Source organism: Kitasatospora sp. NPDC034035 (genome assembly GCF_055575755.1).
In genome coordinates this window covers 234,708-253,040 of record NZ_JBVISA010000006.1, presented here as the reverse complement: position 1 = coordinate 253,040, position 18,333 = coordinate 234,708, and the positions used below count along the sequence as shown (strand labels likewise).

At 72.1% G+C, this 18,333-nt stretch carries 13 protein-coding genes; 6 read left to right on the top strand and 7 right to left on the bottom strand.

Annotation, left to right across the window (positions count from 1 at the left end; all coding sequences use genetic code 11):
- Window positions 1-129 precede the first annotated feature (129 nt).
- The 3 genes from pta (at window position 130) to pyk (ending at window position 5,031) form a co-directional block, all read left to right on the top strand.
- On the top strand, window positions 130-2,289 hold the full coding sequence (gene pta, locus ACZ52J_RS11400) for a phosphate acetyltransferase (protein ID WP_465617672.1): 2,160 nt from the start codon (window positions 130-132) through the stop codon (window positions 2,287-2,289).
- Window positions 2,286-3,509, top strand: coding sequence for an acetate kinase (locus ACZ52J_RS11395; RefSeq protein ID WP_465617670.1), 1,224 nt, complete (start codon window positions 2,286-2,288; stop codon window positions 3,507-3,509). Before pta ends, ACZ52J_RS11395 begins: the two co-directional genes overlap by 4 nt.
- A 94-nt stretch (window positions 3,510-3,603) precedes the next feature.
- The gene (gene pyk / locus ACZ52J_RS11390; protein ID WP_360498694.1) at window positions 3,604-5,031 is read left to right on the top strand and encodes a pyruvate kinase; all 1,428 of its coding nucleotides are present in this window, start codon (window positions 3,604-3,606) and stop codon (window positions 5,029-5,031) included.
- Between the two features lie 81 nt (window positions 5,032-5,112).
- Here the strand turns inward: pyk and ACZ52J_RS11385 are convergent, their stop codons facing one another.
- The 4 genes from ACZ52J_RS11385 to ACZ52J_RS11370 all read right to left on the bottom strand — a co-directional run bounded on the left by ACZ52J_RS11385 (window position 5,113) and on the right by ACZ52J_RS11370 (window position 9,903).
- Window positions 5,113-6,612 carry a hypothetical protein gene (locus tag ACZ52J_RS11385; RefSeq protein ID WP_465617668.1) on the bottom strand — a complete coding sequence of 500 codons (1,500 nt, stop codon included), beginning with the start codon at window positions 6,610-6,612 and terminating at the stop codon, window positions 5,113-5,115.
- The gene (locus ACZ52J_RS11380) at window positions 6,609-7,313 is read right to left on the bottom strand and encodes a DUF6114 domain-containing protein (protein ID WP_465617666.1); all 705 of its coding nucleotides are present in this window, start codon (window positions 7,311-7,313) and stop codon (window positions 6,609-6,611) included. The genes ACZ52J_RS11385 and ACZ52J_RS11380 overlap by 4 nt, the downstream gene beginning before the upstream one ends.
- Window positions 7,314-7,471: 158 nt before the next feature.
- Window positions 7,472-8,143 (bottom strand): DUF6230 family protein, encoded by a 672-nt coding sequence (locus ACZ52J_RS11375; RefSeq protein WP_360498689.1) that lies wholly within the window; start codon window positions 8,141-8,143, stop codon window positions 7,472-7,474.
- A 767-nt stretch (window positions 8,144-8,910) separates the two neighbouring features.
- Window positions 8,911-9,903 carry a tetratricopeptide repeat protein gene (locus ACZ52J_RS11370; RefSeq protein WP_465617664.1) on the bottom strand — a complete coding sequence of 331 codons (993 nt, stop codon included), beginning with the start codon at window positions 9,901-9,903 and terminating at the stop codon, window positions 8,911-8,913.
- 375 nt (window positions 9,904-10,278) lie between these two features.
- Between ACZ52J_RS11370 and ACZ52J_RS11365 the strand changes: the two genes are divergently transcribed.
- A complete protein-coding gene (locus tag ACZ52J_RS11365) occupies window positions 10,279-10,965 on the top strand; it encodes a TetR/AcrR family transcriptional regulator (protein WP_396287743.1) in 687 nt (228 codons plus the stop codon).
- Window positions 10,966-11,116: 151 nt separating this feature from the next.
- On the opposite strand, the gene ACZ52J_RS11360 is transcribed toward ACZ52J_RS11365, so the two are convergent.
- The 3 genes from ACZ52J_RS11360 to ACZ52J_RS11350 all read right to left on the bottom strand — a co-directional run bounded on the left by ACZ52J_RS11360 (window position 11,117) and on the right by ACZ52J_RS11350 (window position 14,014).
- On the bottom strand, window positions 11,117-12,802 hold the full coding sequence (locus tag ACZ52J_RS11360) for an acyl-CoA mutase large subunit family protein (protein WP_360498685.1): 1,686 nt from the start codon (window positions 12,800-12,802) through the stop codon (window positions 11,117-11,119).
- A gap of 257 nt (window positions 12,803-13,059) precedes the next feature.
- On the bottom strand, window positions 13,060-13,401 hold the full coding sequence (locus tag ACZ52J_RS11355) for a DUF3817 domain-containing protein (protein WP_360498683.1): 342 nt from the start codon (window positions 13,399-13,401) through the stop codon (window positions 13,060-13,062).
- A gap of 76 nt (window positions 13,402-13,477) precedes the next feature.
- A complete protein-coding gene (locus tag ACZ52J_RS11350; protein ID WP_465617662.1) occupies window positions 13,478-14,014 on the bottom strand; it encodes a MarR family winged helix-turn-helix transcriptional regulator in 537 nt (178 codons plus the stop codon).
- 496 nt (window positions 14,015-14,510) lie between these two features.
- Here ACZ52J_RS11350 and ACZ52J_RS11345 point away from each other — a divergent pair, with 496 nt between their 5' ends.
- Both ACZ52J_RS11345 and ACZ52J_RS11340 read left to right on the top strand, forming a co-directional pair.
- Window positions 14,511-16,130: a M4 family metallopeptidase gene (locus ACZ52J_RS11345; protein WP_360498679.1), complete on the top strand. Its 1,620-nt coding sequence runs from the start codon at window positions 14,511-14,513 to the stop codon at window positions 16,128-16,130.
- A 410-nt stretch (window positions 16,131-16,540) separates the two neighbouring features.
- Complete coding sequence (locus ACZ52J_RS11340; RefSeq protein ID WP_465617660.1) at window positions 16,541-18,169, top strand: M4 family metallopeptidase; 1,629 nt, start codon at window positions 16,541-16,543, stop codon at window positions 18,167-18,169.
- The last annotated feature ends 164 nt before the right edge of the window (window positions 18,170-18,333 follow it).

Genomic DNA, 18,333 nt, shown 5'->3' with positions numbered 1-18,333 from the left:
CCGACTCCTCCCTCGGTGACCTTCGGCCGCTTGCCACCGCTCAGCGCCTCTGCTCGCCGACGTCCGTTCGGGGTGCGAAGGTATGGTCGAGATGACCACCCACCGAGACGACGGGACGGAGACATCCGCGTGGCGCGCAGCGTGTACGTGACCGGGATCGACCGGGGGGACGGCCGGCAGGCGGTCGAACTCGGGGTCATGGAACTGCTCACCCGCCAGGTGGACCGGGTCGGGGTCTTCCGCCCGCTGGTGCACGCCGCCGCGCCCGGGCAGCCGGGCACGGACCACGTGGTCGAGCTGCTGCGCGGCCGCTACCGGATCGACCAGCCCGGCGCCGAGCTGTACGGCCTCACCTACGAGGAGGCCGCCGCGCTGCAGGCCGCCCAGGGACAGGACGAACTGGTCTCCGTCCTGGTCGACCGGTTCCGCGCGATGGAGCGGCGCTGCCAGGCGGTGCTGGTCCTCGGCACCGACTTCGCCGACACCAACATCCCGGACGAGCTGGCCTTCAACGCCCGCCTCGCCAACGAGTTCGGCGCCGCCGTGCTGCCGGTGGTCGGCGGGCACGCCGAGGACCCGGAGGCCGTGATCGCCGAGGTGCGCAACGCGCACCGGGCGTACACCGACCTCGGCTGCGAGACCCTGGCGATGATCGCCAACCGGGTCGCCCCCGGCGGCAAGCAGCGGATCCAGCGCACGCTCACCGAGAAGCTGCCGATCCCCGCCTACGTCATCCCGGAGGAGCCGGCGCTGGCCGCGCCGACCGTCGCCCAGCTGGTCGAGGCGACCGGCGCCGAGGTGCTGCTCGGGGACGCGGCCGGCCTGGCCCGGGACGTGCGCGGCTACGTCTTCGGCGGCGCGATGCTGCCGACCTTCCTGGACGCGCTGACCGAGGGCGCGCTGGTCGTCACCCCAGGGGACCGTGCCGACCTGGTGATCGGCTCGCTGGCCGCGCACGCCGCCGGCGCCCCGCCGATCGCCGGCGTGCTGCTGACGCTCGGCCAGCACCCCGGCCCGAACGTGCTGGCGTTGGCCGCCCGGCTCGCCCCGGGCACCCCGGTCGCGGTCGTCCCCGAGGGCAGCTGGCCGACCGCCGCCACCCTGACCCACCTGGAGGGCAAGCTCACCTCGGCCAGCCCCCGGAAGGCCGAGATCGCCCTCGGCCTGTTCGAACTGCACGTCGACACGGCCGAGTTGACCAATCGGATCGAGGTCGGCCGGTCCGAGCGGGTCACCCCGATGATGTTCGAGCACGCGCTGCTGGAGCGCGCCCGGGCCGGCCGCCGGCACGTCGTGCTGCCCGAGGGCACCGAGGAGCGGGTGCTCCGCGCGGCCGAGATCCTGCTGCGCCGCAACATCTGCGACCTCACCGTGCTCGGCGAGCCGGACGCGGTGCGCCGCAAGGCCGCGGGGCTCGGCATCGAGCTGCCGGAGGCGGGGCCACCTCCCGGCCGCCGGGCCGGGGGAGAGCCGGGCGCCGACCGCGCGCAGCTCCGGATCGTCGACCCGGCCACCAGCCCGCTGCGCCGCCAGTTCGCCGAGCTCTACGCGAAGCTGCGGGCCCACAAGGGCATGACGGTCGAGCTGGCCCTCGACGTGGTCACCGACGTGTCCTACTTCGGCACCCTGATGGTCCAGGAGGGCATCGCGGACGGCATGGTGTCCGGCGCGGTGCACTCCACGGCGGCCACCATCCGGCCCGCCTTCGAGGTGATCAAGACCTCGCCGGGCGCCTCGATCGTCTCCTCCGTCTTCTTCATGTGCCTGGCCGACAAGGTGCTGGTGTACGGCGACTGCGCGGTCAACCCCGACCCGGACGCCCAGCAGCTGGCCGACATCGCCATCCAGGCCGCCACCACCGCCGCCCAGTTCGGGGTGGAGCCACGGGTCGCGATGCTCTCGTACTCCACCGGCACCTCCGGCTCCGGCGCGGACGTCGACAAGGTGCGCAAGGCCACCGAGCTCGTCCGCGAGCTGCGGCCGGACATCCTGGTGGAGGGCCCGATCCAGTACGACGCGGCGGTGGACGAGCACGTCGCGGCCACCAAGCTGCCGGGCTCGCCGGTGGCCGGGCGAGCGACCGTGCTGATCTTCCCGGACCTCAACACCGGCAACAACACCTACAAGGCCGTCCAGCGCTCGGCCGGCGCGGTCGCGGTCGGCCCGGTGCTGCAGGGGCTGCGCAAGCCCGTCAACGACCTCTCGCGCGGCGCGCTGGTCGAGGACATCGTCAACACCGTCGCGATCACCGCCATCCAGTCCCAGGACCACAAGGAGCCCGGCGCATGAGTGAAGGCACCCGCGTTCTGGTTCTGAACGCCGGATCCTCGTCGGTGAAGTACCAGCTGATCGACATGCTGGACGGAGCCCGGCTGGCCGCCGGGCTGGTCGAGCGGATCGGCGAGGGCGCCGGCCGCCTGGTGCACACCCCGCGCGGGGGTGAGCCGCGCGAGGCCGCGCAGGTCTTCCCCGACCACGCCGCCGCGCTGAAGGCCGTCGCCGAGGAACTGGCCGCCGACGGCCTCGGGCTGGACTCCCCCGAACTGGCCGCGATCGGCCACCGGGTGGTGCACGGCGGCCTGCGGTTCACCGAGCCGACCGTGATCACCGACGAGGTGCTCAAGGAGATCCGCCGGCTGATCCCGGTCGCGCCGCTGCACAACCCGGCCAACATCACCGGCATCGAGGTGGCCCGGGCACTGCGCCCCGACCTGCCGCAGGTGGCCGTGTTCGACACCGCCTTCCACGCCTCGATGCCCGAGTTCGCGGCCCGGTACGCGATCGACAAGGACGTCGCCGACCAGCACCGGGTGCGCCGCTACGGCTTCCACGGCACCTCGCACCAGTACGTCTCGCGGGCCACCGCCCGGCTGCTCGGCAAGGATCCGGCCGAGGTCAACGTGATCGTGCTGCACCTGGGCAACGGGGCCTCCGCCTCGGCGGTCGGCGGCGGCCGCTGCGTGGACACCTCGATGGGCCTCACCCCGCTGGAGGGCCTGGTCATGGGTACCCGCTCGGGCGACATCGACGCCGGCGTGGTGTTCCACCTGCACCGGGTCGGCGGACTGTCGATCGACGGGATCGACGACCTGCTCAACCGCCGCAGCGGCCTGCGCGGCCTGTGCGGCGAGAACGACATGCGCGAGATCATGCGCCGCGCCGACGAGGGCGACGCGGACGCGAAGCTCGCCTTCGACACCTACATCCACCGGCTGCGCAAGTACATCGGCGGCTACTACGCGGTGCTCGGCCGGGTGGACGCGATCGCGTTCACCGCGGGCGTCGGGGAGAACGCGGCGCCGGTGCGCGCGGCGGCCACCGCGGGGCTGGACGAACTGGGCATCGCCGTGGACCCGGAGCTGAACTCGGTGCGCTCCCGCGAGGCCCGGATCATCTCGCCCGCGTACGCCCGGGTGACGGTCGCCGTGGTGCCCACCGACGAGGAGCTGGAGATCGCCCGGCAGGCCTTCGCGCTGGTGTACCGGGAACACCGACAGTCCGAGGAATGACACGAAATCGTCTCACTCCTCGAAACGATTCGCTGACGATTCCTCCCGGTCCGCACCGAATGCACGCATAACACGAACGGATAGACTGATCGATATGCGCCGAGCGAAAATTGTCTGCACCCTGGGTCCGGCGACGGACTCCTACGAACAGCTGAAGGCCATCGTCGAAGCGGGCATGAACGTCGCCCGACTGAACATGAGCCACGGCAACCACGCGGACCACGAGGAGCGGTACCGCAAGGTCCGCCAGGTCTCGGAGGACACCGGCAAGGCCATCGGCGTCCTTGCCGACCTTCAGGGTCCGAAGATCCGTCTGGCGACCTTCGCCAACGGCCCGGTGACCGTCGACAACGGCGACGAGTTCACCATCACCACCGAGGACGTCCCCGGTGACCAGTACATCTGCGGCACCACCTACAAGGGCCTGCCCGGCGACGTGAAGCCCGGCGACCCGATCCTGATCAACGACGGCGTCATCGCCCTGGAGGTCGTCAGCGTCGACGGCCCGCGGGTGAAGACCGTGGTGGTCGAGGGCGGCGTGCTCTCGAACAACAAGGGCATCAACCTGCCCGGCGCGGCCGTGAACGTGCCCGCCCTGTCCGAGAAGGACAAGGACGACCTGCGCTTCGCGCTCCGCCTGGGCGTCGACATGGTCGCGCTGTCCTTCGTCCGCAACGCGGACGACATCAAGGACGTCCACGAGGTCATGGACGAGGTCGGCATCCGGGTGCCGGTCATCGCCAAGATCGAGAAGCCGCAGGCCGTCGAGGCCATGGAGGAGATCGTCCTCGCCTTCGACGCCATCATGGTCGCCCGCGGCGACCTCGCCGTGGAGTACCCGCTGGAGCGGGTGCCGCTGGTCCAGAAGCAGCTGGTCACGCTGGCCCGCCGCAACGCCAAGCCGGTCATCGTCGCCACCCAGATGATGGAGTCGATGATCCACGCCTCGCGCCCGACCCGCGCCGAGGTCTCCGACGTCGCCAACGCCATCCTGGACGGCACCGACGCGGTCATGCTCTCCGCCGAGTCCAGCGTCGGCAAGTACCCGGTCGAGACCGTCCGCACCATGAGCCGGATCTGCGAGAAGGCCGAGGAGGAGCTGGTCTCCCAGGGCCTGCAGCCGCTCAACCCTGGCCGCAAGCCGCGCACCCAGGGCGGCTCGGTCGCCCGCGCCGCGTGCGAGCTGGGCGACTTCCTCGACGGCAAGGCCCTGGTCGCGTTCACCAAGTCCGGCGACACCGCGCGCCGGCTGTCCCGCTACCGCTCGCCGATCCCGGTGATCGCGTTCACCCCCGACTCCGCGACCCGCAACCAGCTCTCGCTGAGCTGGGGCGTCGAGGCGTACGTGACCGAGCAGGTCGCCACCACCGACGCCATGGTCGCCCAGGTCGACCGTGAGCTGCTGCGGCTGGGCCGGCTCGCCGAGGGCGAGACCGTGATCGTCACCGCCGGTGTCCCGGTCGGCATCCCGGGCACCACCAACATGGTGCAGGTGCACCACCTGGGCAGCCGGGGCGAGTGAGCGTCGGGCCGTAGGCCGCAAGAACGCCCGTGGGGCGGTCCTCCTGTGCGGAGGGCCGCCCCACGGGCGTTACGGCGTCGGCTACTTGTCGCTGTAGGGCGCGTCGTCGTTGAACAAGTGCATCCCCGGGATGTGCAGGGTGCCGCCGAACTGGCCGGCCTGCTTGGCGGTGACGCCGGTCAGCTCCAGGTCCAGCGGGATCGGGATGGCGCCGATCAGGTCGTACAGCCAGCGCGGCAGGGTGTCCGGGGTGAGGGTGATCTCGCCCAGGTCGATCGGGATCGGCAGGCCGAGCAGCTTGGAGAGGTGGCCGGACAGCCGCTCCACGTACATGGTGACCGGGCCGTTGCGCATGGTCGAGGTGGACCCCTTGGCGCCCTGGACGTGGAAGGTCACGCCGTTGCTTTCCAGGGTCGACATGTCGAGATCGTCGATGTCCACGCTGTCGACGACGAACTTCAGCACCCGCTTGGTCCTCGTCGGGGTCTTCACGTCGTAGACGCCGTGGAAGACCGCGCCGTGCAGGGCGAGCCGACTGGTCTGCAGCGTCCAGTTCTGCTCCGGGACGACCTGCCCGGCGGCGGCCGCGCCGGCGGTCAGACTCCTGGCGTCCACAGCGCAGTTGGGGTTGGCGGTGGGCGAGGCGGACGGGGTGCCGGTGGCGCCCGCGGTCGGCGAGGCGGTACCGGAGGCGCCCGCTGAGGGCGACGCACCCGTGGAGGGCGTCGCCTTGGGGCTCGCCTTCCCGCTCGGCGTCGCCGCCGACGAGGCCGCGCCGCCCGAGGGCTGGGCTGCCGGCGACGCGGCGCCCTGGGCCTGCGGCTGGACGGGCGCGGGCTGGGCCGGGGTGCCGTCGCGCGGGGCCGGAGTGGTGGCCGGCGCCGGGGTGGTGGCCGGGGCCGGGGTGGTGCCGGGCTTGGGGGCCTGGGTCGGACTCGGGCTCGGCGAGGCGCTCGGGTTCAGCAGGTGGTTGATGCCGCCGACGATGTCGTCGATCAGCCCGGCCTGGGTCGCCAGGCCCGGACCGCTTCCGGCGCCCTGCTGGACCGTGCTCGGCGCGACCGCGTCTGTGGTGGCGGCCGCGGCCTGCGGCTGCGCGGCCGCGCGGGCGGCGGGCGGCTGGGTGGCGGGCGTCGCGGCGGACGGCGGCTTGACCGGCGAGGTGGGCTGCGGGGTGGGCGCGGCGGTCGGAGCGTGAGTCGGGGCCTGGGTCGGGGCCTGGGTCGGCACCGAGCTCGGCCCGGTCGAGGGACCGGAGGTGGGCGCCCCCGGTGCCGTGGTCGGCGCGGCGGTCGGGCCCGGCGGCGGCTCGGGCAACTCGGTCTTGGGGACGGGCGTCTCGACCGGCGCGACGTCCGGCACGGCGACCGGCGCGTTGCCGCACGGCTTGCCCGCCGCGGACTCGGCCAGCGCCGGGTTGGGCGTGTAGGCGGCGGCCATCAGCAGCGCGGTCGGCACCGCGGCCATCGCCAGCGCGCGGCCTCTCAGCCGGACCCGTACGGGCGTGCGCGGGGCCGCGTGCCGGCCTGAGCGTTGCGCCGGGACGGCCGTACCGTCGGCTTGCTCGGCCGGGCCGGTCACCGCGCCCCCTCCGGATCGGCGGCGCCGGTCTGCTTCGGGACGGTGGGCTTGGCGGTCGGCTCGGCGGCCTCGGCGGCCGGCTCCTGCGGCGCGCCCTGGGCGGGCAGTTGGGCGGTGGGCGCCTCGGCGGCGGTCTCAGCCACGGTCTCGGCGGGCGCCGCTGCGGGCGCCTCGACGGCCTGCTCGGTGGCCTGCTCGGTGGCGACACTCTCCGCCACCGCGTTACCCGCCGTAGCCACGTCGGCGCCCTTGGCCCGGCGGCGTCCGCCCCTGGCCGCCGAATCGTCCTTCGGCTCCGGCATCGGCGCCCAGGAGACCATCAGCCCGCCGCCGATCAGGCCCGGCAGCAGCGACAGCCCGAAGCCCGCCAGGTTGGACACCGGGATCGAGACCAGGGTCAGCAGGATGGTGGCGATGCCGCTGAAGACCCGCACGGCGGGCTGGAACCAGGCGGTCAGACCGAGGATGATCATCAGGACGCCGATGATCAGCGATCCGGCGCCGGCCGTGGTGGACATCGCGATGGTCAGGCCACCGAACGTCAGGTGCGCGTACGGGAAGTAGAGGATCGGGACGCCGGCGATCATGGCCAGCAGGCCACCCCAGAAGGGCCTGGTGCGGCGGAAATCACGGAAGTGCCGCCAGAGCCACCCGATCGGGTTCTGGTGGCCGGTCCGGGGTTCGACCGTTGCGCTGGACATGGTGCAGCTCCTCGATGTCGCTACGAGGGACGAACAATTGGGGGTGGGCCGGGGGACGGCGGTGGTCCGCCGCCCCCGGCTCCGGGTGGACCCGTCGATCGGGCACTGCGCCCGGCACGCCGTCAGGCGCGCCGGGCGGCCGTGCCGTCAGGCGAGGCTCAGAAGCACTCGTTGCCCGCGCCGTCGCCGCTCTTCAGCGCGAGGTTCAGGCCGTTCAGCTTGAACGTTCCGGCCGAGGTGGCCCGGGCGACCTGCTGAACGCCGCTCAGGTCGGCCTTCTTGGCGGCCTGGGCGAAACCGACCGCACCGGTCGGCAGGCCGGCGCCGCCGCCCGCCTTGGTGACGCCCGGGTGCGGGGTCCAGCCCTGGGTGGCCGAGCCGGAGAGGGTGGAGGCGTCCTGGCCGATGTTGATGTCGGTGAAGGTCGCGTCCGCCTTCAGCTGCTCCAGGTCGATCAGCAGGTTGTCGGCCTGAACCGGCTTGCCCGCCTCGGTGCCGGCGTGCAGCTGCAGGGTGATCTTGCCCAGGCCGAACGCGGACAGGTCGGTCACCACCGACTGGCACAGGTTGGTGATGTCGGCGTGGTCGAAGGCCGAGACCGCGACCGGGTGCGGCTTGCCGTTCGCCTCGATGTCGACCGAGCCGAACTGGGCGAAGTTGGTGCCGTGCAGCTGGTCGGTGCTGACCTTGAACTGCTGGCCGGAAATGCTGAACGAGGCGGCGAGCGCGCTGTTGGCGATCGAGACGCCGACCATCGCGGTGGCCGCGACGCTCGGCACCATCACCAGGGCGAAGCGCTTCCAGCGGGTCTTGCCGTAGGTCTTGGACATGCGAGTCCTCCTTCTAGGACGTACATCTCCGGCTCCCCGGCGGCGCGTCCCGCGCCGGTGGGGGCCTGGGATGGGAGAGAGCTACGTCCTCGGTAGCGGAGAGCGCCTCGGGCGTCGGCGGACGCGGGAGTGGCCCGCGTACAGCGGCCCTCCCGGCCAAGCGCCGGCCGACCTTGTGGGGCGGCGGGCAGGACCGACGACATCGGCGATCACCCCCGAGCGACAACCAGCGACCGCGCAGGGCCGCGCGGCCGGTCGAAGGACAGGAACCGCCGTGGGACCGCGGATACCCCCCTGCCCTCCCTACCGCCGACCGGGGTCGGCGGATCGCCCGGTGGGGATCCCGCGCTCCGCGTCACCGACGGACTGTCGGAGGGTGTGGAGTCTGGGACCGGGCGACGCCGATGCTGCTTGAATCCCGGGCGAAGCACAAGGGGTGCCTTACTGACGGGTAATGCAACATTGAGTGGCGTCGATCATGAACTGAGCCCGATTTGCACCATGTGTGACGCCTTGAAGGAAACGTGACGGCGAAATTTGCCGGAAACACTAACGAAACACCCGTGGGTGGTCACGTACGGTGACCACCCACGGGTGAAATCAAGATTTGGTAAACCTCTGTCCGGTTGACCGGATTGTCGGCAAATCACCTGGCGACACCGCAGGTCATCCACCGTGCCAGCCGGCGGCCGAAACCGCGCCCGAACCGGGCCGGCATCAGGCCCGAACCAGACCCGAACCGGACGCGCGCCGCGCCCGAACCGGGCTCAGAACAGCACGCGCGCCAGCGCCGTACGAGCCGCGGTGACCCGCGGGTCGTCCGACCCGATCACCTCGAACAGCTCCAGCAGGCGCAGCCGGGCGGTGTCCCGGTCCTCGCCGGCCGTCCGCCCGACGGTGTCCACCAGACGCCCGAAGGCGTCCTCGACGTGGCCGCCGACCAGGTCCAGGTCGGCCGCCTGGAGCTGGATCCCGACGTTCTTCGGGTCGGCGGCGGCCGCCGCCCGGACGGCCTGCAGGTCCAGGCCCTCGATCCGCTGCAGCAGCTCGGCCTGGGCCAGGCCCAGCTTGGCCTCGGTGTTGCCCGGCTCCTCGGTCAGCACGTTCTTGTACGCCTGGATGGCGCCGCCCAGGTCGCCGGCGTCCAGCGCGTCGTGCGCGGCGGCCAGCGCCGGGTCCTCGGGGCGCTGCGGGGCGGCGGCCGGGGCCTCGCCCGGGGCGGCCGCGCCGCCGGCCACGCCGAAGCGCTGCTCGGCGACCAGGATCAGCTGGTCCAGCACCTTGCGGATGTTGGCGGCGCTCTCCGCGCCCTGGAACAGCGGCACCAGCTGGCCGGCCACCACGGCCATCACGGCCGGGATGCCCTGGATGCCGAACTGCTGGGCGAGCAGCTGGTTGGAGTCCACGTCGATCTTGGCGAGCACGAAGCGGCCGGCGTACTCCTCGGCCAGGTCCTCCAGGACCGGGCTGAGCTGCTTGCAGGGGCCGCACCACTCGGCCCAGAAGTCGATGACGACCGGCACCTCGGTGGAGCGCTGGACGACCTCGGTCTCGAAGGTGTCCTCGGTGACGTCGATGACGAGCGGGTGCGCGGGCTGGGCGGGGGCGACACCGGCCGCTTCGGCGGCGGCCGTCTGGCGGGCCCGCTCGGCCCGGGCCTGCTCGGCCTTCTGGGCGGCCTCGCCGGCCGCCTTCACTGCGGCGAGGTCGACCGCGCCGCGCAGGGCGGAGCTGTTGGGACGCGAATTCCGTGGCTGCATGGCACTATCCTCCCCCGTCCGCACTGCTCGCGGGCACCATCCTCGGGAAAGTCGCTCCGCGCGGGCCGCGCGGCGCGGGTTCCCGGGCGTCGTACCCGTCCCCCGGTAGCCTGGACCGTTCGGCGCGGATCCCCACCCGCGCCCGCGCCGCTCCCGTCCCACGGTTGCGGCGCCTGGTTGTCACTGGCTTTCCTGCTCTTTCGCTACGAGTCGTAGCGTAACTGGATCCGGTGCCCCGGCCGCAAGCCCCACCGGCGGTTCGGGGACGTGAGCTGCCCCACTTTCCCGGGTGGCCCGGCTGCCCGAATCGGCCAACAGTCGCTACCGTTACCAGCCCCGCCCAAGTTACTTACCAGTAAAGCGCAAGGAGGCCCGGTGCCGGCCCCCCAGCCCCACCCGAGCCCGGAGAGCACGGTCCCCCCGTGCACGGCCCCGGCGAGCCCGGCCCCCGAGGCCGCCGGCGCCGCCCGCGCCAAGGGCCGCCCGCGCAGTGCCGCCGCCGACCGCGCGATCCTCGACGCCACCCGCGAGGCCCTCGCCGAACTCGGCTGGGGCGGAATGACCATGGGCCACGTGGCGAGCCGGGCCGGAGTCGCCAAGACCACCCTCTACCGCCGCTGGCCGTCCAAGAACGAGCTCGTGGTCGACGCCGTCGCCACCCTCTTCGACGACCTGGTGATGCCCGACCTCGGCAGCCTGCGGGCCGACATCGAGGCCGTGGTGGCCCAGTTCGCCGACCTGCTGGCCCGCCCCGAGACCCAGGCCTCACTGCTCGCGCTGTTCGCCGAGGGCATCCGCGACCGGCAGCTGCACCGCCGGATCCGCGAGGCCATCGTGGACCCGCAGAAGCGGCTGGTCCGCCAGGGCCGGGCGGCTGCACAGGCGCGCGGCGAACTCGAGGCGGACACCGACGCCGAGTCCGCCCGCGAGGAGGTCGACATCATCTTCGACACCATCGCGGGCACCGTCGAACACCGCGTCCTGGTCAGCGGCGAGCCGATCACCCCCGACTGGACCCGCCGCTTCACCGACCTGCTGCTGGGACCGCTCACCACCTGCTGAGGACACGACGCAGCCGCCCGTACGGACGACTCCGTACGGGCGGCTGCGGCTCGTCCGCTCGCCCCCTCGCCCACTCACCTCCGGGCGCCCGGGGCGCTCGGGGGCTCGGGGCGCTCCAGCGTGCTCGGGGCGCTCGGGGCGGTGAGCGCGGTCAGAACGTCGCGTTCTCCTGGTACGTCCCCCACTCCGACCGCAGCGCGTTGCAGATCTCGCCCAGCGTCGCCTCGGCGCGCACCGCGTCCAGCATCGGCGGGATCATCGACTCGCCGGAGCGCGCCGCCGCCAGCATGGCGTCCAGCCCGGCCCGCACGGCCGCCTCGTCCCGGGCCGCCTTGCGCTCGCCCAGCACGCGCACCTGCTCGCGCTCGACCTCGTGGCTGACCCGCAGGATCTCCAGCTCCTTGGTGACGCTGCCCGGGTGGCAGTTGACGCCGACCACGCGCTTGTCGCCCTTCTCCACCGACTGCTGGTACTGGAAGGCCGCCTCGGCGATCTCGCCGGTGAACCAGCCCTCCTCGATGCCGCGCAGGATGCCGGAGGTGATCGGGCCGATCTCGTGGTCCTCGCGGCCCTTGTCCAGGATCCGCTGGAAGATCGCCTCGGCCTGCTGCTCGATCCGGTCGGTCAGCGCCTCGACGTACCAGGAACCGCCCAGCGGGTCGGCCACGTTGGCGACGCCGGTCTCCTCCATCAGCACCTGCTGGGTGCGCAGGGCGATCTCGGCGGCCTGCTCGGAGGGCAGCGCCAGGGTCTCGTCCAAGGCGTTGGTGTGCAGCGAGTTGGTGCCGCCGAGCACCGCGGCCAGCGCCTCGACGGCGGTGCGGACCACGTTGTTGTACGGCTGCTGCGCGGTGAGCGAGACGCCGGCGGTCTGGGTGTGGAACCGCAGCCACTGCGCCTTGTCGGTCTTCGCGCCGAAGCGGTCGCGCATCCAGCGGGCCCAGATCCGGCGCGCGGCGCGGAACTTGGCGATCTCCTCGAAGAAGTCCAGGTGCGCGTCGAAGAAGAAGGACAGGCCGGGCGCGAAGACGTCCACGTCCAGGCCCCGGGACAGGCCCAGCTCGACGTAGCCGAAGCCGTCCGCGAGGGTGTACGCCAGCTCCTGCGCGGCCGTCGCCCCGGCCTCGCGGATGTGGTACCCGGAGACGGACAGCGGCTTGTACGCGGGGATGCCCTCGGCGCAGTAGGCCATCAGGTCGCCGATCAGACGCAGGTGCGGCTCGGGGGCGAAGAGCCACTCCTTCTGCGCGATGTACTCCTTGAAGATGTCCGTCTGCAGGGTGCCGTTGAGCACCGCCGGGTCGACGCCCTGGCGCTCGGCGGCGACCAGGTACATGCAGAAGACCGGGACGGCCGGGCCGCTGATCGTCATCGAGGTGGTGACCTCGCCGAGCGGGATGCCCTTGAACAGCACCTCCATGTCGGCGGCCGAGTCGATGGCCACGCCGCAGTGGCCGACCTCGCCGAGCGACTTGGGGTCGTCCGAGTCGTAGCCCATCAGGGTGGGCATGTCGAAGGCGACCGAGAGGCCGCCGCCGCCCGCGTCCAGGATCATCCGGTAGCGCTCGTTGGTCTGCTGCGCGTTGCCGAAGCCGGCGAACTGGCGGATGGTCCAGGTGCGGCCCCGGTAGCCGGTCGGGTGCAGGCCGCGGGTGTACGGGTACTCGCCCGGCCAGCCGATCCGCTCGAAGCCCTCGTAGGCCTGCCCGGCGGGCGGGCCGTAGACCGGCTCGACCTCGTCGCCGGAGAGCGTGGTGAAGTCCGCGTCCCGCCGGCGGGCCTTGTCGTACCGCTGCTGCCAGCGCTGCCGTCCGCGCTCGATCTCCTCGGCGTCCATGGCCCGAACTCCGCTCCGTACGGCCGCCACGGCGACGGGGCGGCACAGCTATTAGGACGTCCTACTAATTTACTCGGACGTCCTAGTACTTGTCGACGGATGACGGCCGCGAAAGACCGGGAAACCGCCCCGGTGGCCCACGAACGCCGAGGGCCTCGCGAACGGCCGAGGCCCACGGCCGCCGAGGGCCCGCCCCGCGAAACGCCGAGGGCCCCTCCCCCGCGGCGGGGGGAGGGGCCCTCGTGCGGGCTCCCGGTTCAGACGCCGGCCGGCTGGCGGGCGCCGGTGCCCGCCGCCAGCTTCGCGGCGGCCTCGCCGGCCACCTTGCGCTCGAAGACGAAGGAGAGGAACGGGATGCAGCCCGCCGCCAGGGTCAGCACCAGTCGGCCGAGCGGCCACTTCAGCTTCTGCCCGAGCAGGAAGGTCACCACGAAGTACCCGATGTACAGGTAGCCGTGCAGCATCGCGACGTAGGTGGTCACGTCCTCGGCCGTGCTGAAGCCGTACTTCGCGACCATGAAGCCGCAGAACACCAGCAGTGCCACACCGGTCGCAATGGCCAGGGCCCGGTACCAGCCCAGCAGGGGGGTCGCCTTCATACTCTTCCTCGCCTCGCTCGGCTTTTTCGGCCGGTACGCCCGGATCCGCGCACCGCTCCCACGAGGGTAGCCGCCCTCACGCCTGCTCCTTCGCAGCCCCCTCGTCCGGCTCGGAGAAGTCGCCGGCCGCGATCCGCAGCGGCTTGAGCAGCTCGAACACCTGGCGGCACTGCTCGGGGCCGTACTCCTCCAGCCCGAACTCCATCGCCATGAGCTCGCGGGTGGCCTCCTCGACCGCCTCGCGGCCGCGCTCGGTGATCGCGGCCAGCACGCCGCGGCCGTCCAGCGGGTTGGGGCGGCGGGCGACCAGGCCGGCCCGCTCCAGGCGGTCGACGGTGTTGGTCACGCTGGTCGGGTGGACCATGAGCCGCTCGCCGATCTTGGAGAGCGAGAGCTCGCCGGTCCGGCTGAAGGTCAGCAGCACCAACGCCTCGTAGCGGGCGAAGGTCAGCCCGTACGGCTTGAGCACCGCGTCCACCCGGGAGAGCAGGATCTGGTGGGCGCGCATGATCGAGGTGATCGCCGCCATCGAGGGGACTCCGCCCCAGCGGCGGGTCCACAGCTCGTCGGCGCGGGCGATCGGGTCGAAGTCGAGAGCGAGGGGCTTGGCCACCTCCTTACCGTACCGGCGGATGGGACGCGTGCTACCAGCCGTCCTGATGGTGGACAAGCGCAACACGTGGCGGGATCCCGCCAATCGGACCGCCAGGTCCATACCAGGACATTGCGCCAGTGTGAACTGGCGGCAACACGCGTGCGGCACACCGGGGTTGACCGCCGATCGCGTCAACCCCGGGCCGGCGGGCCTCGATTCGGACCGCAACCCGCCGAAAGGCGGGGTGATTCATCCCTTTCGTCCGTCCGTTCACAATCCTTCATCCTGGCGGGACTTGGCCAATTCATGAGCAAGACCTGTCATTTGATTTGCTCGATTGTCATGCTTTCCGCCAACCCCGTCCGGCAGCCACCACCCCCACCCACCGGTGGCCAGCCGCTCGACCGCTCGGGGTCCTGCACGTCAGTGCCCGTCCTGCCCCTCAGGTGCCGACCCCGGCCCCCGGGACGCGGCGCGACCGCGCCCACACGCGGTTTCCCGGAAGGACTCGTCCGTGAAGCGAAAGCTCGCCGCAGTCGCCGTACTCTCCGCCACCGCCCTGCTCACCGGCGTTGTCCAGGCCGGTACCGCGGCCATCGCGGACCCGGCCCCGCACTCCCGGACCGCCGACCTGATCGCCCTGGCGAACAGCCAGGCCGGCAAGGTGGCGCACGCCCTGGCCCTGGGCGGCCAGGAGCAGCTCGTCGCCAAGGACGCCCTGGTGGACGCCGACGGCACCCGTCACTTCCGTTACGAGCGCACCTTCGCCGGACTCCCGGTCCTGGGCGGCGACCTCGTCGTGCACCAGAAGGCGGACGGCTCGACCACCTCCGTCGACAAGGCCACCGGCGCGACGATCGCCCCGCCGAGCCTCACCCCGCAGATCCCCGCCGACAAGGCCGCCGCCCAGGCGACCGGCGCCGTGCAGGCCACCGTCGGCATCACCGCCGACGCGGACGAGGCGCCGCTGACGGCGGTGCACCAGACCGGCAAGGCCGAGCTGGTGGTCTGGGCCACCGACGGCAACCCGCGCCTGGCGTACCGCACCACCGTCGAGGGCGAGCGCGCCGACGGCACCCCGAGCCGCCAGCTGCTGGTCACCGACGCGGCGAGCGGCCAGGTGCTCTCCACCCACGAGGAGGTGCAGACCGCCGCCGGCACCGGCAAGGGCGTCTTCGTCGGCACCGTCCCGCTGACCACCACCCAGAGCGGCACCAGCTTCCAGCTGAAGGACGCCTCGCGCGGCGGCCAGGCCACCTACACCCTGAAGGGCAGGACCTCCGGCTCCGGCACCCTGGTCGCCAACTCGACCGACAGCTTCGGCAACGGCCTGGCCTCCAACGCGGAGTCGGCCGCCGTGGACGCCCAGTTCGGCGCCGCGGCCACCTGGGACTTCTACAAGAACACCTTCGGCCGCAGCGGCATCAAGAACAACGGCGTCGGCGCCGCCAGCCGGGTCCACTACGGCAAGAACTACGTCAACGCGTTCTGGGACGACTCCTGCTTCTGCATGACCTACGGCGACGGCACCAGCAACACCCACCCGCTGACCGAGCTGGACGTGGCCGGCCACGAGATGAGCCACGGCGTCACCTCCGCCACCGCCGGCCTGAACTACTCGGGCGAGTCCGGCGGCCTCAACGAGGCCACCTCGGACATCTTCGGCACCATGGTCGAGTTCTACGCCAACCTGCCCGCCGACAAGCCGGACTACCTGATCGGTGAGCTGATCAACATCAACGGTGACGGCAAGCCGCTGCGCTACATGGACCAGCCGTCCAAGGACGGCGCCTCGGCCGACTACTGGTCGTCCTCGGTCGGCAACCTGGACGTCCACTACTCCTCCGGCGTGGCCAACCACTTCTTCTACCTGCTCGCCGAGGGCAGCGGCGCCAAGACCATCAACGGCGTCAACTACAACAGCCCGACCTACAACAACTCCACCCTCGCCGGCATCGGCCGGGACAAGGCCGCTCAGGTCTGGTACAAGGCGCTGACCACCTACATGACCTCCAGCACCGACTACGCGGCCGCCCGCACCGCCACCCTCAAGGCGGCGACCGACCTGTACGGCGCGAGCAGCGCCGAGTACAGCGCCGTCGCCGCGACCTGGACCGCGGTCAACGTCAACTGACGCACCGCGCAAGCGATCCGGACGCCCGGGGCCCGTCGGAGGACAGGCCCCGGGCGTCCGCCCGTTCCGGGCCAGGGCCGTTGAGTTGCCACGTCGGTCCGGTTGGCGGGGTTCCGCCAGGCAGGACGAACCGCCCATACCGGGCAACCGACGGCAGCCGAACCATCCGTACCGGGACTGGCGGTTCCTGGCCAATCCCCGGACGCGGCCTGTCCATCCCTGCCAGAAATTGTCATGCTTCTGACCAAGTCCCGTCCGACCTCCGCCACCCCCACCCATTCCGGCGGAGCGTCAGGAACCGCACGGGACCGGCACGTCCGCGCCCTACCGCCCCACGGTGCCAACCCCGGCGCCCCGGTACGAGGCGCACCCGCACGCACCCGCGGGTCTCGTGGAAGGAACCCCCGTACGTGAAGCGAAAGCTGACTGTCGGAGCTGTACTCTCCGCCACCGCCCTGCTGGCCGGCGTCGTCCAGATCGCCGCCGTCCCCGCCGCCCAGGCCGCCGCCCCCGCACCGGAGCAGCAGCAGTCCGCGCTGCTCGCGCTGGCCGCCGGCCAGAGCGCCCCGGTCGCCCAGGCCCTCGCCCTCGGCGGCCAGGAGAAGCTGGTCCCCAAGGACGTGGTGGTGGACCGGGACGGCACCCGCCACCTTCGGTACGAGCGGACCTACGCCGGCCTGCCGGTGATCGGCGGCGACCTGGTCGTCCACCAGAAGGCCGACGGATCGGTGGGCTCGGTCGACCGCGCCTTCGCCGGCCGGCTGTCCGTGCCCGACCTGACCCCGGGCCTCGCCGCGGGCCAGGCCGCCGAGCGGGCCACCGCCGCGGTGCGCGCGACGGTCGGCACCGCCGCCGACGAGGACGAGGCCGCGCTCACCCGGGTCGACGGCGCCGACGCGACCGAGCTGGTCGTCTGGGCCACCGACGGCGCCCCGCGCCTGGCCCACCGCACGACGGTCACGGGCGAGCGGGCGGACGGCACCCCGAGCCGCCAGGAGGTCGTCACCGACGCCGCCACCGGCCAGGTGCTCTCCAGCCAGGAGCACGTGCAGACCGCGACCGGCACCGGCAAGGGCGTCAACGTCGGCACCGTCACGCTGACCACCACCCAGAGCGGCTCGAACTACCAGCTCAAGGACGCCACCCGGGGCAACCAGTCCACCACCGACCTCAAGGGCGGCACCTCGGGCAGCGGCACGCTGTTCGCCAACACCACGAACTCCTGGGGCAACGGCTCGCCGTCCAACCGCGAATCCGCCGCCGTGGACGCCCAGTTCGGCGCCGCGGCCACCTGGGACTTCTACAAGAACACCTTCGGCCGCAGCGGCATCAAGAACAACGGCGTCGGCGCCGCCAGCCGGGTCCACTACAGCACCAACTACGTCAACGCGTTCTGGGACGACTCCTGCTTCTGCATGACCTACGGCGACGGCTCGGGCAACACCCACCCGCTGACCGCCATCGACGTCTCCGGCCACGAGATGAGCCACGGCGTCACCTCCGCCACCGCCGGCCTGAACTACTCGGGCGAGTCCGGCGGCCTCAACGAGGCCACCTCGGACATCTTCGGCACCATGGTCGAGTGGTCGGCCAACCTGCCCTCCGACCCGCCGGACTACCTGATCGGCGAGAAGCTCAACATCAACGGCAACGGCACCCCGCTGCGCTACATGGACAAGCCGTCCAAGGACGGCGCCTCGGCCGACTACTGGTCCTCCACCGTCGGCAACAAGGACGTCCACTACTCCTCCGGCGTCGCCAACCACTTCTTCTACCTGCTCTCCGAGGGCAGCGGCGCCAAGGTGATCAACGGGGTCAGCTACAACAGCCCGACCTCCAACGGCTCGACGGTGACCGGCATCGGCCGGACCAAGGCGGCGGCCATCTGGTACCGCGCCCTGACCGTCTACATGACCTCCACCACCAACTACAAGGCCGCCCGCACGGCGACCCTGAAGGCCGCCACCGACCTGTACGGCGCGACCAGCACCGAGTACAAGGCGGTCGCGGCGGCCTGGAGCGGCGTGAACGTCAACTAGCCGCACCCGGCGCGAGCCACCCCCGGTAAGAAACGGCGACAGGCTGCCGCGGCCCTTTGGGAGAGGAGGCCGTGGCAGCCTGTCGACCGTCCGCGCCCCGGATCACGACTGCGGATCGCGACTGCGGATCGCGGCTGCGGCTCAGGGCTGCGGCTCAAGGCTGG

Bases quoted from the DNA above. Each gene is read 5' to 3' on its own strand.
- ACZ52J_RS11395 (WP_465617670.1), top strand. From the start codon at position 2,286: ATGAGTGAAGGCACCCGCGTTCTGGTTCTGAACGCCGGATCCTCGTCG.
- pyk (WP_360498694.1), top strand. From the start codon at position 3,604: ATGCGCCGAGCGAAAATTGTCTGCACCCTGGGTCCGGCGACGGACTCC.
- ACZ52J_RS11380 (WP_465617666.1), bottom strand. From the start codon at position 7,313: ATGTCCAGCGCAACGGTCGAACCCCGGACCGGCCACCAGAACCCGATC.
- ACZ52J_RS11375 (WP_360498689.1), bottom strand. From the start codon at position 8,143: ATGTCCAAGACCTACGGCAAGACCCGCTGGAAGCGCTTCGCCCTGGTG.
- ACZ52J_RS11370 (WP_465617664.1), bottom strand. From the start codon at position 9,903: ATGCAGCCACGGAATTCGCGTCCCAACAGCTCCGCCCTGCGCGGCGCG.
- ACZ52J_RS11360 (WP_360498685.1), bottom strand. From the start codon at position 12,802: ATGGACGCCGAGGAGATCGAGCGCGGACGGCAGCGCTGGCAGCAGCGG.
- ACZ52J_RS11355 (WP_360498683.1), bottom strand. From the start codon at position 13,401: ATGAAGGCGACCCCCCTGCTGGGCTGGTACCGGGCCCTGGCCATTGCG.